This is a genomic window from Pseudomonas sp. NPDC008258 (assembly GCF_042956345.1).
Classification (GTDB): Bacteria; Pseudomonadota; Gammaproteobacteria; order Pseudomonadales; family Pseudomonadaceae; genus Aquipseudomonas.
In genome coordinates, this window is the sequence record NZ_JBIBGE010000004.1 from 56,816 (window position 1) to 80,677 (window position 23,862).

Below are 23,862 nucleotides of genomic sequence, written 5' to 3' on the forward strand. Positions count from 1 at the left end.
TCACGTTCGCAGGTCCTATAACGCCACATCGAGAAAGCCCGGCGCCTGGGCCAGGGCGAAGGGGCTGAAGATCGCCCAGTTGCGTTCCCGCGGGAAATGCCCCTGCACAAAACGTGCGGCGGCACGGATCAGTGGCTGCGGCGGCGACAGTTGCAGGCTGTCCAGGGCAAAGTGCTGAAGGCCCAGTACCTCGTCCACCAGCAGGCCGACGAACAGGTCGTCGTGGTCCAGCACCAGCACCCGTCTTTGTTTGCCCGGGGCGGCGTGGCCCAGGCCGAAAAAGCTGCTCAGGTCCATTACCGGCAATAGCCGGCCACGCAGGTTGGCCACCCCGCAGACCCACGGCTGCACACCCGGGACGCGGCTGCTGCGTGGCTCACGCAATACCTCGGCCACTTCGCCCATGGGCGCGACGAACCACTGCCCGGCAATACGAAAACCGATGCCGCTCCACTGTTGCAGGCGGTTGTCCTGCGGGGGCTGGTCGGCGACCAGCAGGCGGCAGCGCCGGTCGATGTCCAGCAATAACTCGAAGGCGGTCAGCGACGCGCCTTGCGGGCGGGTGGTCAAGCCCCCAGCACTTCTTTGAGCTTGGCGATCAGCGCGTCTTCTTCCACCGGCTTGGTCAGGAAGTCACGGGCGCCCTGGCGCGTGGCCCAGATGCGGTCGGTTTCCTGATCCTTGGTGGTGACCACGATCACGGGGATGGCACTGGTTTCCGGGTCCTTGCTGAGCTGGCGGGTAGCCTGGAAGCCGTTCATGCCAGGCATGACGATGTCCATCAGCACCGCGTCGGGCTTGTCCTGCCGGGCCAGGGCCACACCATCGGCACCGTTGCTGGCCTTGAGCACCTGGTAGCCGTGCTTTTCCAGCCATTCGGTCAAACGGTACATCTCTGTCGGCGAGTCGTCGACAATCAGAACTCGGGCCATGCTGTTTCCCCATCAGGAAAGTAAGACCGTGCCATGGCGGGGCGCAGTCAGGGTGCGGGTTGATAGTTTGCGGCAAAACCGGGCACGTGGGCGCGGATCGCGTCGAGCAGTTCTTCCTTGCTGAACGGCTTGGTCAGGAACTGATCAGAGCCGACCACCCGGCCGCGAGCCTTGTCGAACAACCCGTCGCGCGACGACAGCAGAATCACCGGGGTGTCCTTGAAAGCACTGTTGTGCTTGATCACGGCGCAGGTCTGGTAGCCGTCCAGGCGCGGCATCAGCACATCGACAAAGATGATACTGGGCTGGTGGTCGACGATCTTGGCCAAGGCATCGAAGCCATCGCTGGCAGTGATCACCTCGCAGCCCGCTTCACCGAGCAGCATCTGCGCGGTGCGGCGGATCGTGCGGGAATCGTCGATCACCATCACCTTCAGGGGTTGTTCCATAGACGCCTACCAATGGAAATTAGCTGCATTTTTAGCACACTCCGGGTGGCCATTCCATCTGCGCCGCCCCTTGACCGGCGGCGTTTGCGGCGCCACCCTGAGCCACTTTTCTTTCGAGCCATCGCGGCACCTGCCGCCAAGAGGAACCACCCCATGAGCGTTCGCCTCGGCATTGTCATGGACCCCATCGCGTCCATCTCCTACAAGAAGGACAGCTCGCTGGCCATGCTGCTGGCCGCCCAGGCACGCGGCTGGAGCCTGTTCTACATGGAACAGCAAGACCTGTATCAGGGCGAAAGCAAGGCCCGCGCCCGCATGCGCCCGCTGAAGGTGTTTGCCGACCCGGCGCACTGGTACGAACTGGGCGAGGAGCAAGACAGCCCCCTGGCTGAACTGGACGTGATCCTGATGCGCAAGGACCCGCCCTTCGACATGGAATTCGTCTACAGCACCTACCTGCTGGAGCAGGCCGAAACTGATGGCGTGCTGGTGGTCAATCGCCCGCAGAGCCTGCGCGACTGCAACGAAAAGATGTTCGCCACGCTGTTCCCGCAGTGCACCACGCCGACGCTGGTCAGCCGCCGCCCGGACATCATTCGTGAATTTGCGGCCAAGCATGTCGACGTGATCCTCAAGCCGCTGGATGGCATGGGCGGCACGTCGATTTTCCGTCACCGGGCTGGCGACCCCAACCTGTCGGTGATTCTGGAAACCCTGACCGCGCTGGGCACCCAGCAGATCATGGCCCAGGCCTACCTGCCAGCGATCAAGGACGGCGACAAGCGCATCCTGATGATCGACGGTGAGCCGGTGGACTACTGCCTGGCGCGCATACCGGCCAGCGGCGAGACCCGTGGCAACCTGGCTGCCGGCGGCCGTGGCGAAGCACGCCCACTGACCGACCGCGACCGCTGGATCGCCGCCCAGGTCGGCCCGACCCTGCGCGAAAAGGGCCTGTTGTTCGTGGGCCTGGACGTGATCGGCGACTACCTCACCGAAATCAACGTCACCAGCCCTACCTGCATCCGCGAGATCGATGCCGCCTACAACACCGATATCGGTGGCAAGCTGATGGATGCCATTGATCGCAAGCTGAAGGCGCGCTGACAGCCAACGCGAAGCAAAACCGTAGAGTGGGGTATGATGCCGGTCCTATTCGACTGAGCTGCTGCCCCGCCCTGCGGTTGCTGGATACCCGATGACGCTGCCCGCTGACATCCCCGCCGACCTGCTGCCTCCCCGTGTTCGCCCGGTGGACCGGCTCGGCTTTACCCTGTTCCTGGCTGCCCTGGTGCACCTGGCGCTTATCCTTGGCGTCGGCTTCAGCGTGGTCAAGCCCGCCGAAATCCGCCACACCATGGACATCACCCTGGCCACCTTCAAAAGCGAGAAGCCGCCGGAGAAGGCCGACTTCCAGGCCCAGGACAACCAGCAAGGCAGCGGCACCCTGGACAAGAAAGCGGTGCCCACCACTACCGAGCTGGCACCGTTCCAGGACAGCAAGATCAACAAGATCACCCCACCGCCTGCGGCCAGGCCCGAGGTAGTGCCACCCCCTGCCCCACAAAAGTCGGCGGTAGTGACCACGGCGCCCAAGCCGCAGAAGGTCGAGCCCAAGCCCAAGGAAAGCAAGGCACAGCCCAAGCCGGCAGCGCCCGCGCCAGACTTCGACAGCTCGCAGCTGTCGAGCCAGATCGCCAGCCTGGAGGCGGAGCTGTCCAACGAACAGCAGATGTACGCCAAGCGCCCGCGCATCCACCGCCTGAACGCCGCTTCGACCATGCGCGACAAAGGCGCCTGGTACAAGGAAGAGTGGCGCAAGAAGGTCGAGCGGGTGGGCAACCTGAACTACCCCGACGAAGCGCGTCGGCAACAGATTTACGGCAATTTGCGGATGATGGTGTCGATCAACCGCGATGGTTCGCTGTATGAAGTGCTGGTGCTGGAGTCGTCCGGGCAGCCAGTGCTGGATCAGGCGGCACAACGCATCGTAAGGCTGGCGGCACCGTTTGCGCCGTTTACCGGGGACCTGGCCGAGTTTGACCGGCTGGAGATCATCCGCACCTGGCGCTTTGCCCGTGGCGACCGTTTGTCCAGTAACTGATTTACTGGCTTCACCGGCCCTTTCGCGGGCACGCCCGCTCCCACAGGATCTACACCGGATCGAAAACTCGTGGAGAACCTGTGGGAGCGGGCGTGCCCGCGAAGAGGCCGGCACAAGCGGCACAAAGCGGACCTTGTCAGCCCCGCCACCTGGCGCCACACTATCCCCCATGAAAACCCTCGCCCCGAGCTACCTCAAGCACCAGTTCCTGATCGCCATGCCGCACATGGCCGATCCGAACTTCGCCCAGACCCTCACGTACATTGTCGAGCACAATGAGCATGGCGCCATGGGCCTGGTGGTCAACCGGCCGCAGGAGCTGAGCCTGGCCGACATCCTCGAGCAATTGCGCCCGGATGAAACGCCACCGCCCGGCACCTTGCAGGTGCCGATCTACCAGGGTGGCCCGGTGCAGACCGACCGCGGCTTCGTGCTGCACAGCAGCGAGTGCAGCTTCCAGGCCACCGTGGCACTGGAAGGGCTGTCGCTGACTACGTCCCAGGACATCCTGCTTGCCATTGCTGCCGGGGTAGGCCCTAAACAAAGCCTGATCACGCTGGGTTATGCCGGCTGGGAAGCAGGCCAACTGGAGGCCGAGCTGGCCGACAACGCCTGGCTGAACTCCCCGTTCGACCCGGAAATCATCTTTGGCCTGGCCAGCGACCTGCGCCTGGACGCGGCCGCCGCCAGCCTGGGCATCAACCTGAACCTGCTCACCAGCCAGGCGGGCCACGCCTGATGGCTGAACTTCGCCTACTGCTGGGTTTTGACTACGGCAGCAAACAGATCGGTGTGGCCGTCGGCCAGGTCATTACCGGCCAGGCCCGCGAACTGTGCACCCTGAAGGCACAGAACGGTGTACCGGACTGGGCCCAGGTTGAAAAACTGATTGCCGAATGGAAGCCCGACGCCATTGTCGTCGGCCTGCCGCTGAACATGGACGGCACGCCCAGCGAAATGAGCGCCCGTGCCGAAAAGTTCGCCCGCCGCCTGAATGGCCGTTTCAACCTGCCCGTGCATACCCACGATGAACGCCTGACCACCTTCGAGGCCAAAGGCGAGCGCATGGCCCGTGGCGGCCAGCGCGGCAGCTATCGTGACAACCCGGTCGACGCCATTGCCGCCGCCTTGTTGCTGCAAGGCTGGCTGGAGGCCAATACCTGATCATCTTTGCCGCCGGGCACGCCCGGCGCACCCTTCCGAGGAGCCCGCAATGAGCCTACCCAATCCCGCCGACCTGGTTCGGCAGATGGCTGTCGACCTTCGCGCCCACCTGGCACGCCGGGCAATCACCGAGCCCCGTTACATCGGTATCCGCACTGGCGGTGTCTGGGTTGCCCAGGCCCTGCAGGAAGCCATGGGCGACACCAGCCCCATGGGCACCCTGGATGTTTCGTTCTACCGCGACGATTTCAGCCAGAACGGCCTGCACCCGCAAGTGCGCCCGTCCGAGCTGCCATTCGAAGTGGAAGGCCAGCACCTGGTGCTGGTGGATGACGTGCTGATGAGCGGTCGCACCATTCGCGCGGCGCTCAACGAACTGTTCGATTACGGCCGCCCGGCCAGCGTCACCCTGGTCTGCCTGCTGGACCTGGATGCCGGCGAATTGCCGATCCGCCCGAATGTGCTGGGTGCCACCCTGTCGCTGGCCGCCCATGAACGGGTAAAATTGACCGGACCCGCACCGCTCGCCCTCGAGCGCCAGGACCTCGCCTCCGCTTCCGCCCTTTAAGAGTCCCCCGCGATGACGCCAATCGACGCCAAGCGCCCGCTGCAGCTCAATGATCAGGGCCAGCTGCGCCACTTCCTCTCGCTCGACGGTTTGCCCCGCGAACTGCTCACCGAGATCCTCGACACCGCCGACTCCTTCCTGGAAGTCGGTGCCCGGGCCGTGAAAAAAGTCCCGTTGCTGCGCGGCAAGACCGTGTGCAACGTGTTCTTCGAGAACTCCACCCGTACCCGTACCACCTTCGAACTGGCCGCCCAGCGCCTGTCGGCTGACGTGATCAGCCTGAACGTGTCGACCTCCTCGACCAGCAAGGGCGAGACCCTGTTCGACACCCTGCGCAACCTCGAAGCCATGGCCGCCGACATGTTCGTGGTGCGCCACTCCGACTCCGGCGCCGCACACTTCATCGCCGAGCACGTGTGCCCGGACGTTGCCGTGATCAACGGCGGTGACGGCCGCCACGCGCACCCGACCCAGGGCATGCTCGACATGCTCACCATCCGCCGCCACAAGGGCAGCTTCGAAAACCTGTCGGTGGCCATCGTCGGCGACATCCTGCACTCACGCGTGGCCCGCTCCGACATGCTGGCGCTCAAGGCACTGGGCTGCCCGGACATCCGCGTGATCGGCCCGAAAACCCTGATCCCGATCGGCATCGAGCAGTACGGCGTGAAGGTTTACACCGACCTTGCCGAAGGCCTGAAAGACGTCGACGTGGTGATCATGCTGCGCCTGCAGCGTGAGCGCATGGCCGGCGGCCTGCTGCCCAGCGAAGGCGAGTTCTACCGCCTGTTCGGCCTGACCACCGCACGCCTGGCCGGGGCCAAGCCCGATGCCATCGTCATGCACCCGGGCCCGATCAACCGGGGCGTGGAAATCGAGTCGGCCGTGGCTGATGGCAAGCACTCGGTGATCCTCAACCAGGTCACCTACGGCATCGCCGTGCGCATGGCTGTGCTGTCCATGGCCATGAGCGGGCAGAACGCGCAACGTCAATTCGACCAGGAGAACGCCCAGTGACCATCAGTATTCTCGGCGCCCGGGTCATCGACCCCAAGACTGGCCTGGACCAGGTGACCGACCTGCACCTGGACGGCGGCCGCATTGCCGCCATCGGCGCCGCGCCGGCCGGCTTCAGCGCCAGCCGCACGATCCAGGCCGATGGCCTGGTCGCCGCACCCGGCCTGGTCGACCTTGGCGTATCCCTGCGCGAACCGGGTTACAGCCGCAAAGGCAACATTGCCAGCGAAACCCGCGCAGCCGTGGCGGGTGGTGTCACCAGCCTGTGCTGCCCGCCACAGACCAAACCGGTGCTGGATACCTCGGCGGTGGCCGAGCTGATCCTGGACCGCGCCCGCGAAGCTGCCAACAGCAAGGTCTACCCGATCGGCGCCCTGACCAAGGGCCTGGAGGGCGAGCAACTGGCCGAGCTGGTGGCCCTGCGTGACACCGGTTGCGTGGCCTTCGGCAACGGCCTGAAGGAAATCCCCAACAACCGTACCCTGGCCCGCGCCCTGGAGTACGCCGCTACCTTCGACCTGACCGTGGTGTTCCACTCCCAGGACCGCGACCTGGCCCACGGCGGCTTGGCCCACGAAGGCGCCATGGCCAGCTTCCTCGGCCTGCCGGGCATTCCGGAAAGCGCCGAGACCGTGGCCTTGGCGCGCAACCTGCTGCTGGTCGAGCAGAGCGGTGTGCGTGCGCACTTCAGCCAGATCACCAGCGCCCGTGGCGCACGGCTGATCGCCCAGGCCCAGGCGCTTGGCCTGCCGGTAACCGCTGACGTGGCGCTGTACCAGCTGATCCTCACCGACGAATCGCTGCGCGAGTTCTCCAGCCTGTACCACGTGCAGCCGCCGCTGCGCACAGCAGCGGACCGTGACGGCCTGCGCGAGGCGGTGAAGTCGGGCGTGATCCAGGCGATTTCCAGCCACCACCAGCCGCACGAGCGCGATGCCAAGCTGGCACCGTTCGGTGCTACCGAGCCGGGCATCAGCAGTGTCGAGCTGTTGCTGCCACTGGCCATGACCCTGGTGCAAGACGGCCTGCTCGACCTGCCAACCTTGCTGGCCCGCCTGAGCAGCGGCCCGGCGGCTGCACTGCGCCTGCCGGCCGGTGAGTTGAAGGTAGGTGGCGCGGCCGACCTGGTGCTGTTCGACCCGCAAGCTTCCACCGTTGCTGGCGAGCAATGGTTCTCGCGTGGCGAGAACTGCCCGTTCATCGGCCACTGCCTGCCGGGCGCGGTGCGTTATACCTTGGTCGATGGGCATGTTTGCCACGAGGCCTGATATGCCAAATGGGGCGATTTATCGCCCCATTTTCCGGAATGCCTGAGCTAATCTTATGCTCGCCTTCTATGAGAAACCTCCTTGCACTTCCTGAACCATCCACCGACTCCAGCACTCTTACAGTGGCAAATTCCTACATTCTGACCGGAAGCCCCAACTCAACCACCCTACAACAAGCGTGATATGATTGCCCACTTGATGATTGAAGCCTAGACTTCTTGGATATATCAACATGCAAATCAAGGCATTCCAGCTGCAAAACATTGCTCGCTTCGAGTCACTTGATACATCTTTTGTGAATCATGATGGCGAACTTTCAAAAATCATAATACTGATCGGTAACAATGGCGCAGGCAAGACTTCCATCATAAAGTCATTATCCACCTCGCTCAGCTGGCTTGTAGCACGAGTACGCACAGAAAAGGGCAATGGCAGCACGATAAAAGATGATGTAATCAGCAACCATAAAAATTTTTCAAAAATCGAAATCTCCGTAACCGATGATACTGTCGACGCCCAAAATCGCACATTCAATTGGAGCGTAACTCGACCTCGCACAGGAACAGTCAACCAAGAAAATAGCAATCTTGCAGAAGTCACTCAATTAGCCGCCCATTATCGCAACGCGCTAACCTTCAGCGAATCATTCAATCTTCCACTCGTCGCATATTACCCAGTGGAACGATCTGTAACTGACGCACCGTTAAAATCACGAAATGATTTCACCTACCCTCAGCTGGCGGGGTACGAAGGCCTTTCTGATGACACTACTAGCTTCAGCAGATTTTTCGAATGGTTTAGAAATCGAGAAGATCACGAAAATGAACTTAAAGCGCTATCATCCCACGGCGCTCAGCTCATGCATGAGATCAACAAATACAAAATCAAACTTGAAAAAACCAAAAAGTTAACAAACAGCAAAGTCGAAGAACTCATGAGCAAACTCGATAAGCAGTTTGTGATTTTAGAAGAAAACATGAGCAAAATCCCACACCTGCGAGACCTCTCCAGCACACTCCCGGCCGACGCTCAACTCAATGCCGTTCGAAAAGCCATCCAAAACTTCATGCCCGGCTTCTCCAACCTCCGCGTTCAGCGAATGCCACGACTTCAAATGCTGGTTGAAAAAGACGGGCAGACACTTGACGTTTTACAACTTTCCCAAGGAGAGAAGTCCTTGATGGCCTTGGTGGGGGACATTGCACGTCGGCTCGCCATGCTTAATCCCAGTCTCAAAAACCCGCTACTTGGCAATGGCGTGGTGTTAATTGATGAGGTGGACATGCACCTACACCCAAGATGGCAACGCAGCATAGTTCAGCAACTTGGCAACACCTTCCCAAACTGCCAGTTCATCCTGACAACACACTCCCCTTTGGTGATCAGCGACAGCAGAGACATTCTGGTGTATTCACTCGACCACGGGGTGTTGAGCCAAGTTGCATCGCAGTATGGCCAAGACGCGAACTCCGTCCTGCTTGGTGTAATGGACACACCTGTTCGCAATGAGTTCCTTGAAGGGCAACTGGGTGACCTGTTCGATTTTATTCAAGCTTGCCGACTGGACGAGGCAAGGATACTGCTCGCGGCCCTTGAGGCGGAAATCCCGGCATCCGCCTCTAATATCGAACTTGCCAAAGCAAAATTAATGCTACGCAAACAGGAGTTGCGTCTTGAAAAAAATCAGTAAGGGGCTCGAACCCACTGAGCTTTCAAAGTGGAAGTCCCGCAACCCTAGTAAAAGCTACAGCCATCTTGAGCACACTCAGAAAGCAGCCATTCGCCTAGCGTGCACCGCAGAGCAGTTTTACCTATGCGCCTATTGCTGCCAATCAATTAGTGGCGACCACACCGACACCATGAATGAGCACGTCCAGCCTCGACATACACACCCACACCTCGGACTGGAATTCAACAACATTGTTGCCAGTTGCAGAACCGAGGGGCAGTGCGACAGGGCTCATGATAGACAGCCCCTCCCCCTCACACCGCTGATGGACGAGTGCGAACACGAACTGCGGTTCAAGATCAGCGGACGCGTTGAGGGGCTCTCCGACAGAGCTAGGGAAATGATCCGGGTTCTTAACCTAGGGGATGTGGAACAGAACAACAGGTTTCTTATCGAAAAGCGCAAACAACTGTCTCATACCCTGATGCGCACTGATGGCCTAGACCCATATTCACCGCTTGAGGACGATGAGCTTCTTGAATCGCTGATCGATGAACTGAACACACCTGAGGATGGCAAGCTTCAACCGTTTGCACCAGTGGTATGCAATATTCTTCGGGGGTGGCTGAGCGTCTGATCATGGGTGGCCTTAGTGCCTCCATCCGGATGCGCCGGAGCGACCATTCATCCCCCACGGTTGAAATCCTTCCCCCCACCCCCATATGAGTCTGCATCAGGCACTTTCGCCCCGCTGCGTGGAGACTCTCCCCTTGACCACCATCGTTTCTGTCCGCCGTAACGGCAAAGTCGTCATGGGTGGCGACGGCCAGGTATCCCTCGGCAACACCGTGATGAAAGGCAACGCCAAGAAAGTGCGCCGCCTGTACCACGGCCAGGTCATTGCGGGCTTCGCCGGTGCCACCGCCGACGCCTTCACCCTGTTCGAGCGTTTTGAAGGCCAACTGGAAAAACACCAGGGCCACCTGGTACGTGCTGCCGTCGAGCTGGCCAAGGAATGGCGTACCGACCGTTCCCTGAGCCGCCTGGAAGCCATGCTGGCCGTGGCCAACAAGGACGCCTCCCTGATCATTACCGGCAACGGCGACGTGGTCGAACCCGAAGACGGCCTGATCGCCATGGGTTCCGGTGGTGCCTACGCCCAGGCCGCAGCCCGCGCCCTGCTGAACAAGACCGACCTCTCGGCCCGTGAAATCGCCGAAACCGCCCTGAACATCGCCGGCGACATCTGCGTGTTCACCAACCATAACCTGACCATCGAGGAGCAGGACCTGGCCGACTGATTCAGCTGTTCTGGCGCCCCGTCCCGGTGATGGGGTTTATCCACGCTGATTCATCTGCCCAAGGACCGTATTGACCATGTCCATGACCCCCCGCGAGATCGTCCACGAACTCAACCGCCACATCATCGGCCAGGACGACGCCAAGCGCGCCGTGGCCATTGCCCTGCGCAACCGCTGGCGCCGGATGCAGCTGCCTGCCGAGCTGCGTGCCGAAGTGACCCCGAAGAACATCCTGATGATCGGCCCGACCGGCGTCGGCAAGACTGAAATCGCCCGTCGCCTGGCCAAGCTGGCCAACGCGCCGTTCCTCAAGGTCGAAGCCACCAAGTTCACCGAAGTGGGCTACGTGGGCCGTGATGTCGAGTCGATCATCCGTGACCTGGCCGATGCCGCGCTGAAAATGCTGCGCGAGCAGGAAATCATCCGCGTGCGCCACCGCGCCGAAGACGCTGCCGAAGACCGTATCCTCGACGCCCTGCTGCCACAGGCGCGCGTCACCAGCTTCAGCGAAGAGGCCGCGCAGACCAGCAGCGATTCCAACACCCGCCAGCTGTTCCGCAAGCGCCTGCGCGAAGGCCAGCTGGACGACAAGGAAATCGAAATCGAGGTGGCCGATGCCGTAGGCGTCGAAATTGCCGCGCCGCCCGGCATGGAAGAAATGACCAACCAGCTGCAGAGCCTGTTTGCCAACATGGGCAAGGGCAAGCGCAAAGCCCGCAAGCTGAAGGTCAAAGAGGCACTGAAAATGGTTCGCGATGAAGAAGCGAGCCGCCTGGTCAACGAGGAAGAGCTCAAGGCCAAGGCCCTGGAAGCGGTCGAGCAGCACGGTATCGTGTTCATCGACGAGATCGACAAGGTTGCCAAGCGTGGCAATGTGGGCGGTGCCGACGTGTCCCGTGAAGGTGTACAGCGCGACCTGCTGCCACTGATCGAAGGCTGCACCGTGAATACCAAGCTGGGCATGGTCAAGACCGACCACATCCTGTTCATTGCCTCGGGTGCATTTCACCTGAGCAAGCCAAGCGACCTGGTGCCCGAGCTGCAAGGCCGCCTGCCGATCCGCGTGGAACTGAAGGCACTGACCCCGGAAGACTTCGAGCGCATCCTGCAAGAGCCGCACGCCTCGCTGACCGAGCAGTACCAGGCCCTGCTGAAGACCGAAGGCCTGAACATCGCGTTCCAGGCTGACGGCATCAAGCGCCTGGCCGAGATTGCCTACCAGGTGAACGAGAAGACCGAGAACATCGGTGCACGTCGCCTGCACACCCTGCTTGAGCGTTTGCTTGAAGAGGTGTCGTTCAGCGCTGGCGACCTGGCCAGCACCCATGACGAAACGCCGATCCAGATCGACGCGGCGTATGTGAACAGCCACCTGGGTGAGCTGGCGCAGAACGAAGACCTGTCGCGTTACATCCTGTAAAAAGGGCGGCGACTGATTCGCGGGCACGCCCGCTCCCACAGGATCACCACAGACCCAAAGTATGTGGTGATCCTGTGGGAGCGGGCGTGTCCGCGAAGAGGCCCTTGAATCCCTCCACCATAAGCTGGAAGCTTGCTTCATCAGCTCCGGAGAGATTCTGCCCATGGCCCGCCTGCCCACCGCCATCAACCTGCACAAAGCCTCTAAAACCCTCACCCTTACCTACGCCCCCGGCGAGGTCTACACCCTGCCCGCCGAACTCCTGCGGGTGCACTCCCCTTCTGCCGAGGTCCAGGGCCACGGCAACCCCATCCTGCAATTTGGCAAGATCAACGTCGGTTTGATCGGCCTGGAACCCGCCGGCCAATATGCACTGAAACTGACCTTCGACGACGGCCATGACAGCGGCCTGTTCACCTGGGAGTACCTTGAGCAGCTATGCCTGCGCCAGGAACAGCTGTGGGCCGAATACCTCGACGAACTGCACAAGGCCGGAAAATCCCGCGACCCTGCCGAATCGGTGGTCAAACTCATGCTCTAGCGCAAGGCCTGCAGGGTTTAGAGCGCATTTTCTAAATTCATCTGTTTGAATGACTTACAGACAGCCCAGTGAAGGGCTGTCTTGCGCATTACATGAAAGTCGGGTAACCAATGGGTGTGGCAAGTTCCCTGCATCATTGTGCAGGCAGTCAGAACCCCCGCAGCACCGCTGTTCCTTATCACTGGTCACCCGAGTAGCAGTACCGGGCCAAGGGCTGCGCGCCGGCCAAAGCAACCGGTACTCGTCTCAGGACAACGGAGCGTCGTAGATGAGTAACAAGAACAACGATGAGCTGCAGCGGCAGGCCTCGGACAACACCCTGGGGCTGAACCCGGTCATCGGCATTCGCCGCAAGGACCTGTTGAGCTCGGCACGTACCGTGCTGCGCCAGGCCGTGCGCCAACCGCTGCACAGCGCCAAGCATGTGGCCCACTTCGGGCTGGAGCTGAAGAACGTGCTGCTGGGCAAATCCAGCCTGGCCCCGGAAAGCGACGACCGTCGCTTCAATGACCCGGCCTGGAGCAATAACCCGCTGTACCGCCGCTACCTGCAAACTTACCTGGCCTGGCGCAAGGAACTGCAAGACTGGATCGGCAACAGCGACCTGTCCCCCCAGGACATCAGCCGCGGCCAGTTCGTCATCAACCTGATGACCGAAGCCATGGCGCCGACCAACACCCTGTCCAACCCGGCAGCGGTCAAACGCTTCTTCGAGACCGGCGGCAAAAGCCTGCTTGACGGGCTGTCCAACCTGGCCAAGGACATGGTCAACAACGGTGGCATGCCCAGCCAGGTGAACATGGATGCCTTCGAAGTGGGCAAGAACCTGGGCACCAGCGAAGGTGCCGTGGTGTTCCGCAACGATGTGCTGGAGCTGATCCAGTACAGCCCCATCACCGAACAGGTGCGTGCCCGCCCACTGCTGGTGGTACCGCCGCAGATCAACAAGTTCTACGTGTTCGACCTGAGCCCGGAAAAAAGCCTGGCGCGCTACTGCCTGCGTTCGCAGCAGCAAACCTTCATCATCAGCTGGCGCAACCCGACCAAGGCCCAGCGCGAATGGGGCCTGTCCACCTACATTGATGCGCTCAAGGAAGCAGTGGACGCGGTGCTGGCGATTACCGGCAGCAAGGACCTGAACATGCTCGGGGCCTGTTCTGGCGGCATCACCTGCACGGCGCTGGTAGGCCACTATGCCGCCCTGGGCGAGAACAAGGTCAATGCCCTGACGCTGCTGGTCAGCGTGCTGGACACCACCATGGACACCCAGGTCGCGCTGTTCGTCGACGAGCAGACCCTGGAGTCGGCCAAGCGCCATTCCTACCAGGCCGGCGTGCTCGAAGGCAGCGACATGGCCAAGGTGTTCGCCTGGATGCGCCCCAACGACCTGATCTGGAACTATTGGGTCAACAACTACCTGCTCGGCAACGAGCCGCCGGTGTTCGACATCCTGTTCTGGAACAACGACACCACGCGTCTGCCGGCCGCCTTCCACGGCGACCTGATCGAAATGTTCAAGAGCAACCCGCTGACCCGCCCGGACGCCCTGGAAGTGTGCGGCACAGCTATCGACCTGAAGCAGGTGAAGTGCGACATCTTCAGCGTTGCCGGCACCGCAGACCACATTACCCCTTGGCAATCGTGCTACCGCTCGGCGCACCTGTTCGGCGGCAAGATCGAGTTCGTGCTGTCCAACAGCGGCCACATCCAGAGCATCCTCAACCCACCAGGCAACCCCAAGGCACGCTTCATGACCGGAGCCGACCGCCCGGGTGACCCGGTGGCCTGGCAGGAAAACGCCACCAAGCACGCCGATTCCTGGTGGCTGCACTGGGAGAGCTGGCTGAGTGAACGTGCCGGGGAGCTGAAAAAAGCCCCGACCCGCCTGGGCAACCGCGCCTACGCCGCCGGCGAAGCGTCACCGGGCACCTACGTTCACGAGCGTTGAGTTGCGTTGCCGTGGCCGCCACAGGCGTGCCACGGCACTTTTTTCACGACAGAGTCGAACGCATGCCGGAACCCTACATCTTCAGGACCGTCGAACTGGACGACCAGTCCATTCGCACCGCCGTCCGCCCGGGCAAGCCGCACCTGACACCGTTGCTGATCTTCAACGGCATCGGCGCCAACCTGGAGCTGGTGTTCCCGTTCATCGAGGCGCTGGACCCGGACCTGGAGGTCATCGCCTTCGACGTGCCCGGGGTTGGTGGTTCGTCCACACCGCGCCACCCTTATCGTTTTCCTGGCCTGGCCAAGCTGACCGCGCGCATGCTCGATTACCTGGACTACGGCCAGGTCAGCGCCATCGGCGTGTCCTGGGGCGGCGCCCTGGCCCAGCAGTTCGCCCACGATTACCCGGAACGCTGCAAGAAACTGGTGCTGGCCGCCACTGCCGCGGGCGCAGTCATGGTACCGGGCAAGCCCAAGGTGTTGTGGATGATGGCCAGCCCCAGGCGCTACGTGCAGCCGTCTCATGTGATCCGCATCGCGCCAATGATCTACGGTGGAGCCTTCCGCCGCGACCCGGACCTGGCCATGCACCATGCGTCCAAGGTGCGCTCCGGTGGCAAGCTGGGCTACTACTGGCAGCTTTTCGCCGGCCTGGGCTGGACCAGCATTCACTGGCTGCACAAGATAAACCAGCCGACGCTGGTGCTGGCCGGCGACGACGACCCGCTGATCCCACTGGTCAACATGCGCCTGCTGGCTTGGCGGATTCCCAATGCCCAGCTACACATAATCGACGATGGTCACCTGTTCCTGATTACCCGGGCCGAGGCCGTCGCACCAATCATCATGAAGTTTCTCCAGGAAGAACGTCAGCGCGCGGTCATGCACCCGCGCCCCGCCTCTGGCGGTTGATTGTCGCTGCCCAGGCATCGGGTAAGACGAGGGAGTGTTGCCATGACAGACAAACCGGCCAAAGGAACGAAAACGCTCCCCGCCACCAGCATGAACGTACAAAACGCCATACTCGGCCTGCGTGGGCGCGACCTGGTGTCGACCCTGCGCAGGGTGGGCCGCCACGGCTTGACCAACCCCGTGCACACGGCCCGACACCTGCTGGCGCTCGGCGGCCAACTCGGTCGCGTGATACTGGGCGACTCGCCCTACCAGCCCAACCCGCGTGACAGCCGCTTCAGCGACCCGACCTGGAGCCAGAACCCATTCTACCGGCGCAGCCTGCAGGCCTACCTGGCCTGGCAGAAGCAGACCCGCCTGTGGATCGACGAAAGCCACCTGGATGATGATGACCGGGCCCGTGCGCACTTTCTGTTCGGCCTGATCAATGACGCGCTGGCACCGAGCAACTCGCTGCTCAACCCGCTGGCCGTCAAAGAGCTGCTGAACACCGGTGGGCAGAGCCTGGTGCGTGGCGTGGCGCACTTGCTCGACGACCTGCGCCACAACGACGGCCTGCCACGCCAGGTGGACGAACGCGCCTTCGAGGTCGGTGGCAACGTGGCTGCAACGCCCGGCGCAGTGGTGTTTCGCAACGAGCTGCTGGAGCTGATCCAGTACAAGCCGATGAGTGAAAAACAGCACGCCCGGCCTTTGCTGGTGGTGCCCCCGCAAATCAACAAGTTCTATATCTTCGACTTGCAGGCGCACAACAGCTTCGTCCAGTACATGCTCAAGAACGGCCTGCAGGTGTTCATGGTCAGTTGGCGTAACCCCGACCCGCGCCACCGCGAATGGGGGCTGTCCTCATATGTGCAAGCCCTGGAAGAAGCACTCAACGCCTGCCGCAGCATCAGCGGCAATCGCGACCCCAACCTGATGGGCGCCTGCGCCGGCGGGCTGACGATGGCCGCATTGCAGGGCCACCTGCAAGCCAAGCATCAATTGCGCAAGATCCGCAGCGCCACCTACCTGGTCAGCCTGCTCGACAGCAAGTTCGACAGCCCGGCCAGCCTGTTTGCCGACGAGCAGACCGTCGAGGCCGCCAAGCGCCGCTCGTATCAAAGGGGTGTGCTGGACGGCGGCGAGGTGGCCAGGATTTTCGCCTGGATGCGCCCCAACGACCTGATCTGGAACTACTGGGTCAACAACTACCTGCTGGGCAAGGCCCCGCCCGCCTTCGACATCCTCTACTGGAACGCCGACAACACACGCCTGCCGGCAGCGCTGCACGGCGACTTGCTGGACTTCTTCAAGCACAACCCGCTGACCCACCCGGCAGGTCTTGAGGTGTGCGGTACGCCCATCGACCTCAAGCAGGTCGACCTGGACAGCTTCACCGTGGCCGGCAGCAACGATCACATCACCCCGTGGGACGCCGTGTATCGCTCGGCCTTGCTACTCGGTGGCGAGCGCCGCTTCGTACTGGCCAACAGCGGGCACATCCAGAGCATCATCAACCCGCCCGGCAACCCCAAGGCCTACTACCTGGAAAACCCGAAACTGTCGGGAGACCCACGCGCCTGGTTCTACGAGGCCAACCGCAGCGACGGCAGCTGGTGGCCCTTGTGGCTGGAGTGGATCACGCCACGCTCCGGCCCGCTCAAGGCGCCGCGCACCGAGCTGGGCAACAGCACGTACCCACCGCTCGGCCCGGCGCCAGGCACCTATGTCCTGACCCGATGAGCCAGACAACTGGATGAAGACCCGCGACCGTATCCTCGAATGCGCCCTGCAACTGTTCAACCAACAGGGCGAACCGAATGTATCCACCCTGGAGATTGCCAACGAACTCGGCATCAGCCCGGGTAACCTGTACTACCACTTCCACGGCAAGGAGCCATTGGTGCTGGGGCTGTTCGAGCGCTTCGAGGAAGCGCTGATGCCCTTGCTGGACCCGCCCCTGGAAGTGCGCCTGGACGCCGAGGACTACTGGCTGTTCCTGCACCTGATCGTCGAGCACATGGCCCAGTACCGCTTCCTGTTCCAGGACCTGTCCAACCTCACTGGCCGGCTGCCCAAGCTGGCGCGTGGCATGCGCAGCCTGATCAACGCGCTAAAGCGTACGTTGGCGGCGCTGTTGGCCAGCCTCAAGGGCCAGGGGCTGGTGGAGAGTGAGACCCAGGCGCTGGGGCAACTGGTGGAGCAGATCACCCTGACGCTGATGTTCTCGCTGGATTACCAGCGGGTGCTGGGGCGCGAGGGGGATGTGGGGATTGTGGTGTATCAGGTGATGATGCTGGTGGCGCCGCATTTGCAGGCCCAGGCACGGGCGGCGGCGGAGCAGTTGGCGGTGAAATACCTGGAGGGGTAAGCCTGCTGGTTCGGCGGTGCGGCCTTCGCGGGCACGCCCGCTCCCACAGGTAGGTCACTGCTCTGAAGCACTGTGATTTACCTGTGGGAGCGGGCAAGCCCGCGAAGCAGGCGGCGCGGTATCAGATCAGGGTACCGGTACCGGTTGGGGCCGACGGTGTGCTGCTGGCCGGAGCGGCGACAGGTGCCGGGGCCGCAGTTGCAGCAGGAGCAGCGCTGGCCGTTGGCGCTGCCGGCTTGGCGGCTGCCGGTTTGGCCGGCGCTTTCTTCACTGCGGGTTTCTTGGCTGCCGCAGGTTTGGCCGCTGCCGGTTTAGCCGCAGGCTTGGCGGCGACAGGCTTGGCTGCAGGTTTCGCCGCTGCCGTCTTGGCTGCCGGCTTGGCCGCCGCAGTCTTCGCCGCAGGTTTGGCCGCCGCAGTCTTGGCCAGTGGCTTGGCCGCTGCCTTGCTGGCTGCCGGCTTGGCCGCCGCAGTGCGCGACGAAATCGGCGTAACCGAAGCACCGGTCAGTTTTTCGATCTGCTTGGTCAGGCTGTCCACTTGCTGGTGCAGGGCCTTGATCTCGTTGCGGCTCGGCACGCCCAGACGCGAGATGGCGCTGTTCAGGCGCTTGTCGAAGGCCTCTTCGAGTTCGCTCCATTTGCCCAGTGCGCGGTCCTTCACGCCAGACACGCGCGAAGTGGTGGACGACTTGGCGGTTTCAGCCACGTCTTCAGCGGTTTTCTTAGCCTGCTTCTCGGCCTTCTCGCCATCCTTCACCAGCGAGTCGAACAGCTTCGGGCCGTCCTGGTCGATCTTCGAATAGATTCCCAGCCCCGCCAGCCAGATCTTGCGGGAGTACTTCTCGATCCCGCCGACCCAGGAGCTGCCTTCTTTCTCGGTGTTCTTCTTGCCAGCCATCCTGCTCTCCTTATGGTTTGTGCGCGACGCGCTCAAGCAGCTCGTGCAGCTGTTCAAGCTTGACCGACAACGCCTCAACGTCATGTTTAGACGGAATGCCCAGGCGATTCAAGGCGCGCCCTACCCGTGCGTCGAAAGCTTTTTCGATCTTGTCGAGTTGAATTTCTACCTTGCCGCGTACGCGACTGACTTCTTCAGCCGCTTCGTCGATCTGGTTATTGGCCGCATCAAGCTCTTTGTCGATGCGTTTCTTGCCACGTTTTTCGACCCCTTCGCCGGCCTTGACCAGCTCCTGGAAGTAGTCGGAGCCCTCTTGGCCAACACGGGCGTAAGCGCCAATGCCCGCCAGCCAGATCTTGCGCGCGTAGCCGCGCACCTCGCCCAAGGTGCATTGGGCGTCGTCCTTCTTCTTCACATTCACTTTGGCCATGCTCTGTACCTCATGTTCATGAGTGGAGGGATGAACCGCCCATGGAGGTTGGGCTTGAGCATAAGGTAGGGAGATGAATTAGAAACTGCACCCTAAGATCGCCATGCTGATCTATCTACCGCAACCGCTTCGCTCTGGCGCTTGAGCATTCAACTCCCTTTGACCGGAGCCTCATGCCATGCCCCAATCACCCATCACTGCGTCCATTTCGTTCAGGCAAGAGGTAGCGAAGCAGTTCGCCAACCGCCCCCGCCTGCGCGCAGTCATTGCCACCGCGGCCTTCGACGCACTCGCAGCACGCTACCCGTGGACCCGCAAGAACCATCCGCAGTTGCGGTCCCTGGAGGGCTTCAGCATCCTGCCCGGCGCGCAAGAAGATCCACAAGCACAGCCAGGCAACCTGGTCGACACCTTGCTTGAGCATTTCCTCACCGGCCTGCCCATGGCGCTAAAGCCCACGGACCAGCTCAGCCTGGCCCCACCGGCCATCTTTCGCCCCCAGGAAGCCGCACCGACCATCGACATTCGCATGGCCGACCTGAACACGGCCTTAGACGATATGCTGACGACCCTCTGCGAGGCATTCCAGCAGGCACAAGTCAGTTTCTGGAACAGCTGCGAAGGCGACTCGGATATAACCCGCCTGCGCTGGATGCAGCAGATGCTGAGGGCCGCATTGTTCGCAACGCTTGAACGCCAAGGCCTGGACAGCGATCAGAAAGCCTTGCTGTACGCCATGCTCGCGCAAACGGGCACATCGGCAAACGTGCAGGGTTTGCAGGTTTCGTTCAACACCCCAGGCACTACGGTTCAGCAGGTATTGCCGGACCTGCTTGTCACTGGCAAGAAAGACGCGCGCGATCTGGTCTTGTGGTGCAGGCCCTCTGGCACTGTACGTGGCTTCAACGGGCTTGCGGCCTTCGCCGTTGCCTTGCGCGACGAGCTTTCCGGGCAGTATGCGTTCGACACGATGTCCTGGGCCTGCACTGCACTGGCCGAGGACCCGTTCGGCTACCAGGCCCGGCAACTGCTCAACGCGATATTGCAACAGATTGACCGCGTTCAACTTGGCGCTATCGAACAAGCCAGTGATCTGGAGGAGCTGTTCAGCCGGCTGAGCGACCCCTCATCGACTTTCCCGGCGTGCTTCCACCTTGAGCAATCGACACCCGCCATCAGGCTGCCTGACTGGCTGGAGAACGCCACGGTGACAGATCGGTTCCAGTACCACACGGCGCTGCTGGAGCTGTCGGCGGAGCACATGCTGGCACAGGGTGAATCTTCCCTGGACGGGATCGAAGACTTGCAGCAGTTCACGGTTCGCCGCCTGCGCGAGCAGATGCGCAATGACCACCCGGCCGAGCCGCCTTACAACCCTGATCAGGTGCAAATAACGATTTCACAGGTGGTGCAGACGTCCTCCGCGGGGCCTGCGAGACTTGAGTACCTGAAAACCATCAGTCTGACCGAAATGGCCATTTCGCGTCTGCCCCTGGGCGGTGACCAGGTAGCCTCGGCCATTCAATTGGCCGACCAGCAGACGCTCAGCAGCTGGATGAACCTTGACTATGTACATGCACTGATCAGTGCCGTGGACATTGGCGGCCACTATCCGCAATTTGTTCACGACCAGTTGCAAGCGGGGGCCGACACCGACAAACGCCGCCAGCGCTTTGCCCAGGAATGGCGTAGTGCCCTGCTGCTGAGTGCGTTACAGGCAAAGATCGGCGGGCAGTTGAGCGAGCGAACCTGGCAGGCCATCGCCGACTTTTGCCGCCGTAAGGCCAACAGCAGCGCATCGCTGAACCTCGCTCCATTGGCATTCAACAGCGTGCCGGGTGGCCCGAAGGCCAACCAGGTGCATGGCATGTTCGTGATCGAGGTACCTGCTACTGCAACCTGGGTGCTTTACCGCCCCATGGCCACAGCACAGGCCGTCAGGCAGTTCGACAGCCGCAGCCAATTGATGGCAGCGATCCGCACCGAACATGGCCTGCAGCAAGACGTCCTCGCCTGGCTGGATGACGACGCCCACCCCATTTATGCCAATGACGGCTTCACCCACCCGCACCTGCACGCTGGCCTCACGGAGCTGGCGCACCTGCTGGGGCCGGCCTCCGCGCTGGCCGCAGATGCCATTGAGCAGCTGCGGGCCCCCGTCACCCTGGCCTTTACGCCATCGCCCGGTGATCTGGACCAGATGATGTTTCAAGCCAGGGCCGACATGCTCCTGTTGCTGGCTTCACGGCAGAGTGTTTCCAACGCCGAACAGCGCTGGGCGCTGGTGGTGCAGTTCGCATGGCTGGCGTTCAACACGGCCACGCCCCTGCTGCGAGGGCCGGCCGGTCTGGTTGCCTGGTTGGTCGCAGCCTTGCTCGGCATCAAGGATGACCTGGCAGCATTGACCCAGGGCAGCACCGAAGAAAAGGTGCTCGCTGGTAGCGATATCCTGCTGAACCTGGCCATGCTGCTGGCCCATGGGCCCATGGCTGCCACCCCCGAAGCTGAAACCGAAACAGCGCTCCAGCCCGAACCACGCCGCAACCCCGGCGCACTTGCCAGGCAGCCGCCTGAGCAAACAACCTGGCTCGCCCTTGCCGAACAACCGCGGCCCGCAGCGCTGAATGTCAGCCAATGGGGGCACGACCAGCGGCTCGGCAACCTGCCCCATGATGCCCGCGCGGCCCTCGACACCTTGCGTGCGAAGGTCAACCTGGACGGGCAGAGCGCACTGGCCAGCGGCCGTATGCGTGGCTTGTACAAGGTTGACGAGCGTTACTACGTAAAACTGCAAAATGTCGCCTACGAAGTCGAAGAGCGCTGGAGCGGCATGCGCATCATTGGCCCTCAGGTCAGCGAGAGCGAATGGTCGCAGACCTGGGGCGCAGAGCCAGACGGCTACTACATGGCTGGCCGCGAACGCAGCAACGGGCCTTGGCTGACGCGCTGGAACGGCGAATGGATGCTCGACCTGCACTTGCCGGGCGGCATGCCGAAAACGGCCAAGGCGCTGATCGATGAAAAGAAAGAAGCCTTCAGGAAAATGCTCGAAAGCCGAGTGGCGAACGACAAAAAACTCACCAGTACGGATACCTTCATCGATGGTTACCTGGAAAGGGTGAAAGCCTATGACCAGGCGCACCTGGCATTCGAGAAGTCCCTGGATGATTACCCGGGCGTCGCACTCGACAGCCTGCCGGAACCCCTGCAGGAGCAGCGGCAGGCGCTACGGGCCCTGCGCAACGAGGCACGCGCAAACATCGAGGTGCTGGCACTTACCTACGAAAAACAGGCCGGGCTGATCAGGGAGCAGGCGCAACTTTACGCCAGCATGAGCGACCCGAAATACGCCAGGTTCGACCCCAAGGGCGCTGCGTCATTTGCCCGTGGCCAGTGGTGGGAGCAGTTACTGACCGCCGACCTGCAGCAGCTCCGTCGCCTGCTCGACATAAATGACTATGAAACGCTCAGGCGCCAGTCGCGCCGGCTGGTGCAGCTGCCTTTCGGCCAGGAGCAGGCACAACTGTACCTGGACTACAGCAAGAACATCGGGGCAGCACTGGGCATCCACAGGCGCGTCTTCAACGTCAGCCAACGCCTGGACCAGAACCTCAGCGAGGCACTGACCGATGGGCAAATCCAGTTCTCAGGCAAGCGCAAGAAACTCGACACCATCATCAACAACCGGCGCTACTCGACCTTGATCACCCGTGGCCAGATCCTGAGCGATCTGGTTCAACTGGTCGTGAGAAGGCACCAGCTGACTGCAGAAAACTTCGAAAGCACCCTGTTCGCGCAACAAGACCTGCGCAGCAAGCATTTGCACGAAGCCCTGCTCAGCCACGACAGCCTCACCGCAGCCCACCTGAAGCCAGAGGAGCAGAAAGAGCCGCTGGAGAGCGCACTGCGCGAGTACAAGCTGTCACTGGGCAATGCCGAGTATTTGCTTTCACGCGATATTCCTGCAGTGGACAGCAGCCGCTTGAATGAATACATCGGCGAAATCAATGCATTGATCAACCTGACCGAGCATGACCTCACCGTCGTCTCGGCTGCTGCCGACACACAGGATGCACTGCCCGAACAACCCCTGACCCATAAGGTACGCCCTGCCAGACGCAAGATCATCCGCACCAGCCGGGGCCGAGCCCTGATCGTCGAGGAGGCTGATGAGGGCAGCGAAACCGTGCAGATCGACCCGCTGACCGAACAGACCGTTACCCGCTATCAGCAACAGGGCGATCACTGGGAAGCCGTGCCGCAACCGGTGCCCGCACCTGACTACGCTCGCCTGCGTCGTACCGGCAATGACCTGCTGGCCCAGAAAACCGCCAGGATCGCCCACGCTTCCCGCCATCTGGACGGGCCCAACAGCCTGGCGGACCTGCTTGAATTCTATGTACAGGACATGTCTGAGGTCGCCGCGCAGTTGCGAACCGGCCCGGAGCAAGAGCATTCACTGGCCAGCCGGCTGGAGCAGGCGATTGACGAAGTGCAGGAAGAAAAACAACGCCTGTTGACCCGCGCTTATCTGGCCTCGCAGCACCCCGACAGCAGGGCTTTGCGTTTCCTGGTGGAAGCAGACGAAGTCGAGGTCAGGCTGAGCAAAAGCCGCAAGAAGCTCAAGGCCAACGACTTTCTGGATGTCTATGACATTTATCGCCTGCAACCCAGGCAAAAGCTTTGGGAAGCGCATTTCCACTACACCAGCGCCAGTGCCGCTGCCCGTCGCTTTGCGAAAGGCCATTTGAAGTTCCCGAACGCCATGAGCCGTGACGAGCGTTTGCAGCGGGCACTGGCCGCCACGGAGCGTTATGACATCTATCGGGGTGATCTGCGCCTGGAGCAGGTCGAGGACCTTATCCCGTTCCCCGACAACTGACAGC

At 61.9% G+C, this 23,862-nt stretch carries 22 protein-coding genes; 17 read left to right on the plus strand and 5 right to left on the minus strand.

Annotation, left to right across the window (positions count from 1 at the left end; all coding sequences use genetic code 11):
* Positions 1-15: 15 nt before the first annotated feature.
* Genes ACFY9W_RS04350 through ACFY9W_RS04360 form a run of 3 tightly spaced genes read right to left on the minus strand, consistent with a single transcriptional unit; the run spans position 16 to position 1,381 of the window.
* On the minus strand, positions 16-570 hold the full coding sequence (locus ACFY9W_RS04350) for a chemotaxis protein CheW (protein WP_012274550.1): 555 nt from the start codon (positions 568-570) through the stop codon (positions 16-18).
* Positions 567-932: a twitching motility response regulator PilH gene (gene pilH / locus ACFY9W_RS04355; RefSeq protein WP_012274551.1), complete on the minus strand. Its 366-nt coding sequence runs from the start codon at positions 930-932 to the stop codon at positions 567-569. The genes ACFY9W_RS04350 and pilH overlap by 4 nt, the downstream gene beginning before the upstream one ends.
* Before the next feature lie 47 nt (positions 933-979).
* Entirely contained in the window at positions 980-1,381 is a 402-nt protein-coding gene (locus ACFY9W_RS04360) for a response regulator (RefSeq protein ID WP_391126270.1), read from the minus strand.
* 153 nt (positions 1,382-1,534) lie between these two features.
* Between ACFY9W_RS04360 and gshB the strand changes: the two genes are divergently transcribed.
* The 16 genes from gshB to ACFY9W_RS04440 all read left to right on the plus strand — a co-directional run bounded on the left by gshB (position 1,535) and on the right by ACFY9W_RS04440 (position 17,648).
* Positions 1,535-2,488: a glutathione synthase gene (gshB, locus tag ACFY9W_RS04365; RefSeq protein ID WP_391126273.1), complete on the plus strand. Its 954-nt coding sequence runs from the start codon at positions 1,535-1,537 to the stop codon at positions 2,486-2,488.
* Positions 2,489-2,579: 91 nt separating this feature from the next.
* Positions 2,580-3,485 (plus strand): TonB family protein, encoded by a 906-nt coding sequence (locus tag ACFY9W_RS04370; protein ID WP_391126276.1) that lies wholly within the window; start codon positions 2,580-2,582, stop codon positions 3,483-3,485.
* A 169-nt stretch (positions 3,486-3,654) separates the two neighbouring features.
* Positions 3,655-4,224, plus strand: coding sequence for a YqgE/AlgH family protein (locus tag ACFY9W_RS04375; RefSeq protein WP_391126278.1), 570 nt, complete (start codon positions 3,655-3,657; stop codon positions 4,222-4,224).
* Positions 4,224-4,649: a Holliday junction resolvase RuvX gene (gene ruvX, locus ACFY9W_RS04380; RefSeq protein ID WP_003249316.1), complete on the plus strand. Its 426-nt coding sequence runs from the start codon at positions 4,224-4,226 to the stop codon at positions 4,647-4,649. Before ACFY9W_RS04375 ends, ruvX begins: the two co-directional genes overlap by 1 nt.
* Positions 4,650-4,698: 49 nt before the next feature.
* Complete coding sequence (gene pyrR / locus ACFY9W_RS04385; protein ID WP_391126282.1) at positions 4,699-5,217, plus strand: bifunctional pyr operon transcriptional regulator/uracil phosphoribosyltransferase PyrR; 519 nt, start codon at positions 4,699-4,701, stop codon at positions 5,215-5,217.
* A 12-nt stretch (positions 5,218-5,229) separates the two neighbouring features.
* Complete coding sequence (locus tag ACFY9W_RS04390; protein ID WP_008099987.1) at positions 5,230-6,234, plus strand: aspartate carbamoyltransferase catalytic subunit; 1,005 nt, start codon at positions 5,230-5,232, stop codon at positions 6,232-6,234.
* The gene (locus tag ACFY9W_RS04395) at positions 6,231-7,502 is read left to right on the plus strand and encodes a dihydroorotase (RefSeq protein WP_391126286.1); all 1,272 of its coding nucleotides are present in this window, start codon (positions 6,231-6,233) and stop codon (positions 7,500-7,502) included. The genes ACFY9W_RS04390 and ACFY9W_RS04395 overlap by 4 nt, the downstream gene beginning before the upstream one ends.
* A gap of 232 nt (positions 7,503-7,734) precedes the next feature.
* Positions 7,735-9,192, plus strand: a complete 1,458-nt coding sequence (locus ACFY9W_RS04400; RefSeq protein ID WP_391126289.1) for an AAA family ATPase — start codon at positions 7,735-7,737, stop codon at positions 9,190-9,192.
* The gene (locus ACFY9W_RS04405) at positions 9,176-9,808 is read left to right on the plus strand and encodes a TIGR02646 family protein (RefSeq protein ID WP_391126292.1); all 633 of its coding nucleotides are present in this window, start codon (positions 9,176-9,178) and stop codon (positions 9,806-9,808) included. The genes ACFY9W_RS04400 and ACFY9W_RS04405 overlap by 17 nt, the downstream gene beginning before the upstream one ends.
* Positions 9,809-9,941: 133 nt before the next feature.
* Positions 9,942-10,472: an ATP-dependent protease subunit HslV gene (hslV, locus tag ACFY9W_RS04410; protein WP_003249309.1), complete on the plus strand. Its 531-nt coding sequence runs from the start codon at positions 9,942-9,944 to the stop codon at positions 10,470-10,472.
* 76 nt (positions 10,473-10,548) lie between these two features.
* A complete protein-coding gene (gene hslU, locus ACFY9W_RS04415; protein WP_391126296.1) occupies positions 10,549-11,892 on the plus strand; it encodes an ATP-dependent protease ATPase subunit HslU in 1,344 nt (447 codons plus the stop codon).
* A 163-nt stretch (positions 11,893-12,055) separates the two neighbouring features.
* Positions 12,056-12,433, plus strand: a complete 378-nt coding sequence (locus tag ACFY9W_RS04420; protein WP_391126299.1) for a gamma-butyrobetaine hydroxylase-like domain-containing protein — start codon at positions 12,056-12,058, stop codon at positions 12,431-12,433.
* A gap of 268 nt (positions 12,434-12,701) precedes the next feature.
* Positions 12,702-14,381: a class II poly(R)-hydroxyalkanoic acid synthase gene (gene phaC, locus ACFY9W_RS04425; RefSeq protein WP_391126301.1), complete on the plus strand. Its 1,680-nt coding sequence runs from the start codon at positions 12,702-12,704 to the stop codon at positions 14,379-14,381.
* Positions 14,382-14,443: 62 nt separating this feature from the next.
* Positions 14,444-15,295 (plus strand): poly(3-hydroxyalkanoate) depolymerase, encoded by an 852-nt coding sequence (phaZ, locus tag ACFY9W_RS04430; protein WP_391126303.1) that lies wholly within the window; start codon positions 14,444-14,446, stop codon positions 15,293-15,295.
* 42 nt (positions 15,296-15,337) lie between these two features.
* Positions 15,338-17,020: a class II poly(R)-hydroxyalkanoic acid synthase gene (gene phaC / locus ACFY9W_RS04435; RefSeq protein WP_391126305.1), complete on the plus strand. Its 1,683-nt coding sequence runs from the start codon at positions 15,338-15,340 to the stop codon at positions 17,018-17,020.
* Positions 17,021-17,033: 13 nt separating this feature from the next.
* The gene (locus ACFY9W_RS04440) at positions 17,034-17,648 is read left to right on the plus strand and encodes a TetR/AcrR family transcriptional regulator (protein ID WP_391126306.1); all 615 of its coding nucleotides are present in this window, start codon (positions 17,034-17,036) and stop codon (positions 17,646-17,648) included.
* Between the two features lie 121 nt (positions 17,649-17,769).
* On the opposite strand, the gene ACFY9W_RS04445 is transcribed toward ACFY9W_RS04440, so the two are convergent.
* Positions 17,770-18,546: a phasin family protein gene (locus ACFY9W_RS04445; RefSeq protein WP_391126308.1), complete on the minus strand. Its 777-nt coding sequence runs from the start codon at positions 18,544-18,546 to the stop codon at positions 17,770-17,772.
* A gap of 10 nt (positions 18,547-18,556) precedes the next feature.
* Positions 18,557-18,976 (minus strand): phasin family protein, encoded by a 420-nt coding sequence (locus ACFY9W_RS04450; protein WP_391126311.1) that lies wholly within the window; start codon positions 18,974-18,976, stop codon positions 18,557-18,559.
* Between the two features lie 178 nt (positions 18,977-19,154).
* Here ACFY9W_RS04450 and ACFY9W_RS04455 point away from each other — a divergent pair, with 178 nt between their 5' ends.
* A complete protein-coding gene (locus tag ACFY9W_RS04455; RefSeq protein ID WP_391126314.1) occupies positions 19,155-23,858 on the plus strand; it encodes a hypothetical protein in 4,704 nt (1,567 codons plus the stop codon).
* Positions 23,859-23,862: the final 4 nt, after the last annotated feature.